The sequence below is a fragment of the Methylibium sp. genome (assembly GCF_031393925.1).
Lineage (GTDB): Bacteria > Pseudomonadota > Gammaproteobacteria > Burkholderiales > Burkholderiaceae_C > Methylibium.
This window is the reverse complement of record NZ_JANMWL010000299.1, coordinates 1-9,156: the sequence shown is the minus strand read 5'-3', so window position 1 is coordinate 9,156 and position 9,156 is coordinate 1. Positions and strand designations below refer to the sequence as shown.

Sequence of the window (9,156 nt, the reverse complement as noted above, 5' to 3'; positions counted from 1 at the left end):
GCAGCAAAAGCCGCCCCGAGCGCTCCCAGGCGCGCCCCTCTTCGCCCAGCAGGTGCATGGTGCGCGGATGGCCGGCGGCCCAGGCGGCGTCGAGGGTGAGCCGGGCGCCTTCGGCGGTGCGTTCGAGCCGGCCGACCTGCGGCGCGGTGTCGCTGCGCGCATGGCAGAGCAGCGTCGCCAGCCGCAGGCACAGCACCGGCCAGCGCCGCGCCTCCTGCTCGAGCGTGGCGTCGAGCTTGCGCAGGCTGCCGCGATGCCCGAGCACCAGTTCGGCGACGCTGCGCTGCTGGCTTTGCGAAAAACCCGGCGCGTCGACGTGCGCCAGCAAATAGGCGCTGTGGCGGTGGTGGTCGTGGTGCGACACCGACATGCCGATCTCGTGCAGTGCCGCCGCCCAATCCAGCTCGCGAACGTTTTCGGCCTGCGTCAGCGCATTGGCGCGCGGCGCCACGCGCCGGTACAGCGCCAGCGCCAGCCGCTGCACGCGTGCCGCCTGCGCCAGGTCGCTGCCGAAGCGGCGCTGCAGTTCCTGCACCGAGGTGTCGCGGATGTCGTGCGCACCGCGTCGTGACGGCGTCTGGATGGCTTCGAGCCGCTCGCCCAGGTCGAACAGCACGCCCTGGCGCAGCGCGCCGCGCGCCGGCCGCAGCGCGTCAATGCCGAACTGCAGCGCCAGGGTGTAGAGGATCGACAGGCCGCCGCCCAGCACGGCACGGCGCTCGGGCTTAAGGCCCGGCAGGTCGAGCGCGTCCTGGTGGCCCGCAGCCAGGCAGGCCTCGATGCACCAGCGCAGGCCGGTCGGCGTGATGGCGCCGTCGGTGATGCCGCTGGCCGCCAGCAACTGCGACACGGCGCTCACCGTGCCCGAGGCGCCCAGCGCCTCGACCCACTGGCCCGGCGCAAATGGTTGCAGCGCCTCTTCCAACTCGGCGCCGGCGGCGATTTGCGCGGCCCGAAAGCCCTCGGCGGTAAAGCGCCCGTCTGCAAAGTAGCGCATCGAGAGGCTGACGCTGCCGACCTGGAAGCTCTCCGTGGTGCGCGGGGTGCGGCCCTGGCCGAGGATCATCTCGGTGGAGCGCCCGCCGATGTCGATCACCAGCCGCGGCCGGTCGGACGGCTGCAGGCGGGCGACGCCGGCGTAGATGAGCCGCGCCTCCTCACGCCCGGAAATCACCTCGATCGGGTGGCCGAGCACGGTGCGAGCGCGCGCCAGGAAGGCGTCGCGGTTCTTCGCTTCGCGCAGGGTCTGCGTCGCCACCGCGCGCACCTGCGCGGGCTTGAAGCCCGCCAGCCGCTCGGCAAAGCGCGCCAGGCAGGCCAGGCCGCGCAGTTGGGCTTCTTCGCCGAGGTGACCGTCGGCGTCCAGGCCGCCGCCCAGGCGCACGGTTTCCTTGAGGTAATCAATGCGCTTGTAGCGCGTGCGGCTCAACTGGCCGATCTCGAGGCGAAAGCTGTTGGAGCCGATGTCGATGGCGGCCAATGGCGCGCTCTCTTGCAGGTCGGACGCAGGGGCTGATCGCATCGTTGTGATTGTCCGTGCAATCGGTGCGCGAACCGGACGCCTGCAAGGGCTGCGCGGCGTTCCTAGAATCGCTGCAGTCCGCCCCATCCCACCCGAACCGAAAGACGCACGATGCTCGATCAGGAGTTCGAAAGCCATCTCCCCACGCGCGATTTCAGCCGCCGCGATTTTGTCGCCACCGCCATCGGCTCGGGCTTTGCCGCCGCGGTGCTGCCGGTGGCGGCGCAGACCCTCACCACCGACATCCATGGCCTTGATGCCGGGCCGGTAACGATCACTGTGGGCGACTTCAAGATGCCCGCTTACCGTGCCCAGCCTGCGGCCGGGAAGAAGCTGCCGGTGGTGCTGGTGCTGAGCGAAGTGTTCGGCGTGCACGAGTACATCGCCGACGTGGCGCGGCGCTTTGCCAAGCAGGGCTACCTGGCGATCGCGCCCGAACTGTTCTTGCGCCAGGGCGATGCCAAGGCCTACGCCGACATCCCCACGCTGATCAGCAACGTGATCTCCAAGGTGCCCGACGCGCAGGTGCTGCGCGACCTCGACGCCACCGTCGCCTGGGCCGCGGCCAACGGCGGCGATACGACTCGACTCGGCGTGACCGGTTTTTGCTGGGGCGGGCGCATCACCTGGCTCTTCAGCGCGCACAACGCCAAGCTGAAGGCGGGCGTGGCCTGGTACGGCCGGCTCGTCGGCGAGGCCAGTGCGCTCACACCGCGCCACCCGGTCGAGCTGGCCGGCGACCTGCATGCGCCGGTGCTGGGCCTGTACGGCGGACAAGACGGCGGCATCCCGCTTGACACGGTCGATAAGATGAAGACGGCCTTGAAGTCGGGCAGTGCGGCGGCCAGGCGCTCGGAGTTCGTGGTCTACGCCGACGCGCCGCACGCCTTTCATGCCGACTACCGACCGAGCTTTCGCAAGGAGGCGGCTGAAGACGGCTGGCAGCGCTGCCTGGCCTGGCTCAAGGCCAACGGCGTCGCCTGAAGCGAGCGACGCTTAGATGACAACCGCGCCCCACACGGCGCGGTTTTTTTGTGCTGCAACGCAGAGCGAGAGTGAGTGGCCAGAGCCTATGTCGGTGACCCTGTTGTGGATCGTGCTCGCGACCCTGGCCGGCGGCGTGCTCTCGGTGGTGATCGCCGCGGGCGTCACCTTGTCGGTGCTGTCGCTGTTGGTGCGACACCTGGTGAGCCTGTCGGCCGGCGTGTTGCTCGGCACGGCGCTGCTCAACCTGCTGCCCGAGGCCTTCGAGGGTGGCGCCTCGCCGCAGTCGCTGTTTCTCACCTTGCTGCTGGGCGTGCTGTTTTTCTTCTTGCTCGAGAAGGTCGAGCTCTACCGCCACACCCACCATCACGAAGGCGACGACCCGCACCACCACCACGGCCACGGCTTCGATGCCGAGCAGGCCGGGCGCGGCGGCTGGAGCGTGTTGGTGGGCGACAGCTTCCACAACTTTTGCGACGGCGTGCTGATCGCCGCGGCCTTCGTGGCCGACCCCAAGCTCGGCGTGGCCACGTCGGTGGCGGTCATCGCGCACGAGATTCCGCAGGAGGTGGGCGACTACATCGTGCTGCTCAACGCCGGCTTCTCACGCGGCAAGGCGCTCGCCTACAACGCCCTCTCGGGCCTGGCCGCCGTGCTCGGCGGGGTGCTGGGCTACTACCTCGTGACGCCCTGGGAGAGCCTGCTGCCTTACCTGCTGGTGGTGGCGTCGAGCAGCTTCATCTACGTGGCGATGGCCGACCTCATTCCGCAACTGCAGCGCCGGCTCGCATGGCGCGACACGCTCGCGCAACTGGCGTGGCTGGGGGCAGGGCTGGGCATGATGGCGCTGCTGGTGGCAGGCCTGCGGCACGCGCATTGAGGCAGGCACCGAGCGCGTGGACGTCGGCCGAGCCGGTCGCGTCGATCGTGCCTGGGGCCTGTTCAGCGATCCGACGACTGCTCAGTGCTCTCAGCGTCGAGCGTGCGGTAGTCATAGACCGTGCCGTGCAATCGGCCATCGGGGCTGGTGGCAAAACCGGCGATCTCGTCCGGGCCGAGCATCGGCATTTGAAGGTCTCGCGGCGGTGTGGATTCAAACGAATCGGCAAGCGTGGTGATGCTAGTGCGCCGGCACTGCCGACCAGCGGCCTCGGCGTGAGCGACTGCTAGCATGACCGCATGAATTTGCCAGTGAAGCGCTGGGTCATCGCAACCCGCGAAAGCCGCCTCGCGCTGTGGCAGGCCGAGCATGTGCGTGCGTTGCTCGGCGCGCGCCTGCAAGCACCGGTCGAGCTGCTCGGCATGACCACGCGCGGCGACCAGATCCTCGACCGCACGCTCAGCAAGGTGGGCGGCAAGGGGCTGTTCGTCAAGGAGCTGGAGGCCGCCCTCAAGACCGGCGCGGCGCAGCTCGCGGTGCATTCGCTCAAGGACGTGCCGATGGACCTGCCGGGCGGCTTCATGCTCGCCGCGGTGCTGGAGCGCGAAGACCCGCGCGATGCGTGGGTGTCGCCGAGCCATGCCGACCTCGACGCGCTGCCGCCGGGCGCCGTGGTCGGCACCTCGAGCCTGCGGCGCCTGAGCCAGTTGCGCGCGCGCCGGCCCGACCTGCGCATCGAGCCGCTGCGCGGCAACCTCGACACGCGCCTGCGCAAGCTCGACGAAGGCCACTACGACGCCATCGTGCTGGCCGCCGCCGGCCTCGAGAGACTGGGCCTGGGCGAACGCATTCGCGGCGTGTTCGAGCTCGAGGCGATGCTGCCGTCGGCCGGGCAGGGCGCACTCGCCATCGAGGTGCGCACCGACGTGCGGGAGCGCCACCCGCTGTTGTGGGCCGCGCTCACTGCGTTGTCGCACACCCCGAGCTGGCTCGCGGCGCATGCCGAGCGAGCGGTCTCGCGCGAACTGGGCGGCAGTTGCAGCATGCCGTTGGCAGCGCACGCGCAGTGGCAGGCGAACGACCGGCTGTTGCTGCGGGCGGTGCTTGGCAGCGCGCCGGGTGAGGCCGCAGTGCTGGTGAAGGCCGAGCTGGTCGGGACCGTGTCCGACGTGGCCGCGGCCGAGACGCTCGGTCGCGCCGCGGCTCACGCATTGCACGAGCGCGGCGGCGCCGCGTTGCTGGCAGCGCTCCGCGCCCATTAGGCGACGCGTCCGGCATGCCGCGCGTGCTCGTCACACGCCCCGCGCCGCAGGCGCGGGAATGGGTTGCGCGCCTCTGTGAACACGGTATCGACGCGGCCGCGCTGCCGCTGATCGCCATCGGCCCGCCGTCCGACGTGGGCGCGCTGCAGGCGGCGTGGCGCTCCCTCGACGCGCACGCGCTCGTGGTGTTCGTGAGTCCCAATGCGGTGGCGCAGTTCTTCGCGCAGCGGCCCGACGGCTGCGCCTGGCCGCCGGCACTGTGGGCCGGTGCGCCCGGGCCGGGCAGCAGCGCGGCGTTGCGTGAGGCCGGCGTGGGCGACGCTGCGATCGTGGCGCCGCCACTGGCGGCCGGGCGCTTCGACTCCGAGGCCCTGTGGGTGGCACTGCACGCGCGGCGCGACTGGCGTGGCGCGTCGGTGCTGGTGGTGCGCGGCAGTGTCGGCACCGAGCCTGAAGGCAGCGGCCGCGAGTGGTTTGCCCAGGCGCTGCGCATGGCCGGCGCGCGCGTCGAATTCGTGGTCGCCTACCGTCGCTGCCCGCCGCACCTGGACGCCGGGCAACGAGCGCAATGGGCGGCAGCGCTGGCCGCGCCCGCGCAACACTTGTGGCTGTTCAGCAGCTCCGCGGCGATCGACCAGCTCGAGGCCCTGGCGGCGGCCGACGGCGCTGCACCGCGCTGGGCATCGACGTGCGCGCTGGCCACGCATCCGCGCATCGCCGAGCGCGCGCGCGCCGCCGGTTTTGGTCGAGTGCTGCAGAGCGCGCCGACGCTGGCCGCGATCGTCGCTGCGCTGCGGGCCGCCGACGACCCCGCTCGATAGAATCGGCCGCACCTTGAACGAGCCCTCGCGCGACCCGTCGCTGCCCCCCGAAACCGCTGTCGCGACGCCCCTGCCGACGCAGCCGGCGCCGGTGCTCGCCATGCGTTGGCGCGCCGTCCTGTGGCTGCTGTTGGCGCTGACGAGCGTGGCCGCGCTGGCAGTTGCATGGAGCGGCGCGCAACGCGTGAGCGCGCTCGAGCAAGAGCTGGTGCGCCGCCAGCAAGACAGTGCCGGCGAGTCCACCGAGGCCCGGCTGCTCGCCAAGCAGGCGCAGGACGTGTCGCGCGAAGCGGTGGCCAAGGCCACGCTGCTCGAGGCGCGCGTGGCCGAGGTGGCGCTGCAGCGCAGCCAGGTCGAAGAGCTGATGCAGGCGCTGTCGCGCTCACGCGACGAGAACCTGGTGGCCGACATCGATGCCGGCATCCGCGTCGCGCTGCAGCAAGCCGGCATCACCGGCAGTGCGGCGCCGCTGGTCGCGGCCTTGAAGCAAGCCGAGGAGCGCCTGGCGCGTGTCAACCAGCCGCGGCTCGAATCGGTGCGACGCGCCATCGCACGCGACCTCGACCGCGTGCGCGCCACCGGCGTGGCCGAGCTGGGCACGCTGGCCATCAAGCTCGACGAGGCCGTGCGGCTGGTCGATGAAGCACCGCTGCTCGCCTTCGAGGCGCCCCGGCCCGAGACGCGCAGCGCGCGTGCCGCGCAGGCGCGCGCACCCACGCCCGCGACCGCGCCACGGGCAGCATCGGCAAGCGCTGCGCCGGGCACATCGGCCGCGTCGACCGCCCTGTTGCCCGAGTGGCTGCCCGAGAGCGTCACCGGGTGGTGGCGTGGTGTGTGGTTCGAAGCGCGCGAACTGCTGCGCGTGAGCCGGGTTGACCATCCGCAAGCCATGCTGCTGGCGCCCGAGCAGAGTTTTTTCCTGCGCGAGAACTTGAAGCTCAGGCTGCTCAATGCGCGCCTGGCCTTGCTCAGCCGTCAGTTCGACATTGCACAGACCGACCTGCAAACCGCGCTCGACACGGTTGACGGTTTCTTCGATCGCAGCGCGCGCAAGACCGCACTGCTTGCCGAACTGCTGCGCAGCGTGGCGCAGCAGGCCCGCCAGGCCGGCGTGCCGCGTCCCGACGACACCCTGGCCGCGCTGACGGCCGCGGCCGCCGGCCGCTGAGCGGGAGCCGTCGAATGCGCAGCGTGATCTGGCTGCTGCTGCTTGCCGTGGTAGCGGTGGTGGCCGCGTCGGTGCTCGGTCGCAACGACAACCTCGTCACCCTGTATTGGGCGCCGTGGCGAGTCGACGTCTCGTTCAACCTGTTCCTGGTCGGCTTGGTGGTGCTGTGCGTGGTGATCTACGCCCTGGTCGGCACGATCAGCTCGCTGGTGGGCTTGCCGCAGCGTGCGCGCGAATGGCGCGTGTCGCGCCGCGATCGCATTGCGCAGGCCGCCCTGCGCGAAGCGCTGTCGCAGTACTTCGGTGGGCGCTACGGCCGTGCCCACAAAGCGGCGCAGCGTGCCGTGGCCATCCAGGCCGACACCCCGGAGCTGCGCCAGGACGGTGAGTTCACCGTGCTCGGCCTCCTGCTCGCGGCCGGCAGCCTGCACCGACTGCAAGACCGCACGCGGCGCGACGAGCAACTGCGGCTGGCACGCGACTTGGCGCGTCGCAGCGCCTCGGCGCGACCGGCGGAAGAGGGCGCACGGCTGCTCGCTGCCGAATGGGCGCTCGAAGACCGCGACGCCCCACGCACGCTCGAACTGCTGGCCGAGTTGCCGCCCGGCGTGGCGCGCCGCACCCAGGCGCTGCGCATGAAGCTGCAGGCCACGCGACTGGCACGCGAGCCAATGGAGGCGCTGAAGACCGCGCGGCTGCTCGCCAAGCACCAGGCCTTTTCACCGGCCGCGGCGCAGGGCCTGGTGCGCACGCTCGCCACCGAAGCGGTCGACGCCACGCGCGACGCCGACCAACTCCGGCGCGTGTGGCGTGAGTTCGACGCTGCCGACCGCCGCGACGTGGTGGTCGCCACCCACGCGGCGCGCGCCCTGGCCGCGAGGGGCGGAGTCGAGGAGGGCCGCAACTGGCTGCGCCCGCTCTGGGAGCGCTACACGGCGTTGCCGCGCGAAGAACGCGATGTGCTCGCGGTGACGCTCGCGGGCATGACGCAGGACATCGGTCCCGAATGGCTGCCTCGCCTCGAAGCCGCCTTGCTCGCCCTGCCGCGCGAGGGCGCGCTCGCCTTCGCCGCAGGCCAGGCGCTGGTGGCGCGCCAGCTCTGGGGCAAGGCGCGTTCGTTGCTCGAGCAAGCGGGCCGAGACGAGACGCTGGTGGCCTGGGCGCGGCGCCAAGCCTGGTTGCAATTGGCCGCGATGGCCGAGCGCGACCGCGACGAGCCGCGCACCTCGCAGTGCTTTCGCGCTGCGGCCCTGATCGGCTGACCGGGGCCCCGCGGGGCTCGTGTAAACTGGCGGGCTTGATGCGGCTGTAGCTCAGTTGGATAGAGTACTTGGCTACGAACCAAGGGGTCGTGGGTTCGAATCCTGCCAGCCGCACCATAAAACACGATGGTTCACAGGTAAGCGAGAGCTAACCTGTGAACCATTTAGTCTTTCCGGGTGGCTTCGGAAGCCTACAAAAAACCTACATCGCAACTGGTGTGCGGTGGGATGCGTTGCCCTGAAGCATCAGCGAGTCGCTCGTCAATTTGGCCCGCGACCCGATAGCCTGGGCAGATGGCCCCGACGTACGTAAGCGCGCAGCGAACCCGTCTTGCCGATGGCCGGTGGATCAGTTAGCTGCTGTGGGCCGCCAGCGATGCGGCAGCAATTCACCGATGCGACTGGCAGGTTGCGTGGGCAACCTCTCGAGCACGTCCTTCAGGTACGCATAGTGTTCGTGCCCGTTGGTCTGCGCCGAGTGCACGAGGCTCATGATCGCTGCGGCTCGCTGTCCGGCGCGCAGAGAACCGGCGAACAACCAGTTCGAACGTCCTATGGCAATCGGCCGGATCTGGTTCTCCACCCGGTTGTTGTCCGCTGGCAGATCTCCGTCGTCGATGAAGCGCGTCAGCGCCTGCCACCGTTTGAGGCTGTAGTAGATGGCCTTGGCTGTGGCCGACCCGTCAGGCACTTTCTGCCGCTGAGAGACGAGCCACTGCTGCAGTGCATCGGAGAGTGATCGTGCCGTGACCTGCGCCGATGCGCATCGGCACTTTCGACAATTAAATCTCTGCGCTCGATTCGGCGCTACAACACGCTGATGATGTCGGCCTCAACGATGCGATTCCAGGGCAGGCCGAGCACGAGTGGTCGTCGGTGGGAATTCGTATGCCGCGGGACCGTCTTCAATGGATTCGAGCGGCCAGGATGGCCTGCACGACGCTCGAACGCGTGTAGCCCCAGCGAAGCAGCATGCGGTCGTAGATCGAGTGTTCGATGTCCGAGACGTGACCGCCGGCCATGATGATGCAACTGGCCAGCCGGCAAACCAGCAAGCGGTGCTGGTGGTCGTGCACGCCATCGAGCGCAGCGTCGACCAATTCGAGGTCGTCGAGATGCAGGAAGGCATGGTCACAGAGCTCATTGCCAACGCTCTCTCTGCAGCTGTCGACAAGGCGCACGAACGCCGACTCCGCTATGCCGATTCGATCAAAGGCGTCGAGGTTTTCCAGCATGCGGAGGCCGCGCGAATCCGGA

At 70.1% G+C, this 9,156-nt stretch carries 9 protein-coding genes, 1 tRNA gene and 1 pseudogene; 8 read left to right on the top strand and 3 right to left on the bottom strand.

Translation table 11 applies throughout. From position 1 onward, the window contains the following. The coding region (locus RMO12_RS15475; protein ID WP_309639954.1) for a Ppx/GppA phosphatase family protein at positions 1–1,522 on the bottom strand (1,522 nt) is incomplete at its 3' end. A gap of 111 nt (positions 1,523–1,633) precedes the next feature. Here RMO12_RS15475 and RMO12_RS15470 point away from each other — a divergent pair. Next, positions 1,634–2,506, top strand: a complete 873-nt coding sequence (locus tag RMO12_RS15470) for a dienelactone hydrolase family protein (protein ID WP_309639953.1) — start codon at positions 1,634–1,636, stop codon at positions 2,504–2,506. Between the two features lie 88 nt (positions 2,507–2,594). Then, the gene (locus RMO12_RS15465) at positions 2,595–3,386 is read left to right on the top strand and encodes a ZIP family metal transporter (RefSeq protein WP_309639952.1); all 792 of its coding nucleotides are present in this window, start codon (positions 2,595–2,597) and stop codon (positions 3,384–3,386) included. A 62-nt stretch (positions 3,387–3,448) separates the two neighbouring features. Here RMO12_RS15465 and RMO12_RS15460 read toward each other — a convergent pair whose 3' ends face one another. Then, positions 3,449–3,574, bottom strand: coding sequence for a hypothetical protein (locus RMO12_RS15460; protein ID WP_309639951.1), 126 nt, complete (start codon positions 3,572–3,574; stop codon positions 3,449–3,451). Between the two features lie 111 nt (positions 3,575–3,685). On the opposite strand from RMO12_RS15460, the gene hemC reads away from it, so the two are divergent. The 5 genes from hemC to RMO12_RS15435 all read left to right on the top strand — a co-directional run bounded on the left by hemC (position 3,686) and on the right by RMO12_RS15435 (position 8,016). Continuing rightward, positions 3,686–4,648, top strand: a complete 963-nt coding sequence (gene hemC, locus RMO12_RS15455; protein WP_309639950.1) for a hydroxymethylbilane synthase — start codon at positions 3,686–3,688, stop codon at positions 4,646–4,648. A 14-nt stretch (positions 4,649–4,662) separates the two neighbouring features. Beyond that, a complete protein-coding gene (locus RMO12_RS15450; protein ID WP_309639949.1) occupies positions 4,663–5,469 on the top strand; it encodes a uroporphyrinogen-III synthase in 807 nt (268 codons plus the stop codon). A gap of 13 nt (positions 5,470–5,482) precedes the next feature. Continuing rightward, a complete protein-coding gene (locus tag RMO12_RS15445; protein WP_309639948.1) occupies positions 5,483–6,637 on the top strand; it encodes a uroporphyrinogen-III C-methyltransferase in 1,155 nt (384 codons plus the stop codon). Positions 6,638–6,651: 14 nt separating this feature from the next. After that, on the top strand, positions 6,652–7,899 hold the full coding sequence (locus RMO12_RS15440; protein WP_309625460.1) for a heme biosynthesis HemY N-terminal domain-containing protein: 1,248 nt from the start codon (positions 6,652–6,654) through the stop codon (positions 7,897–7,899). Between the two features lie 40 nt (positions 7,900–7,939). Further along, positions 7,940–8,016: transfer RNA gene (locus tag RMO12_RS15435), tRNA-Arg, on the top strand. Between the two features lie 232 nt (positions 8,017–8,248). On the opposite strand, the pseudogene RMO12_RS15430 reads toward RMO12_RS15435, so the two are convergent. After that, positions 8,249–8,623, bottom strand: a pseudogene (locus RMO12_RS15430) (transposase); the annotation flags it as partial. A gap of 283 nt (positions 8,624–8,906) precedes the next feature. On the opposite strand from RMO12_RS15430, the gene RMO12_RS15425 reads away from it, so the two are divergent. Then, a partial coding sequence (locus RMO12_RS15425) for a hypothetical protein (RefSeq protein WP_309639947.1) occupies positions 8,907–9,156 on the top strand: 250 nt, incomplete at its 3' end.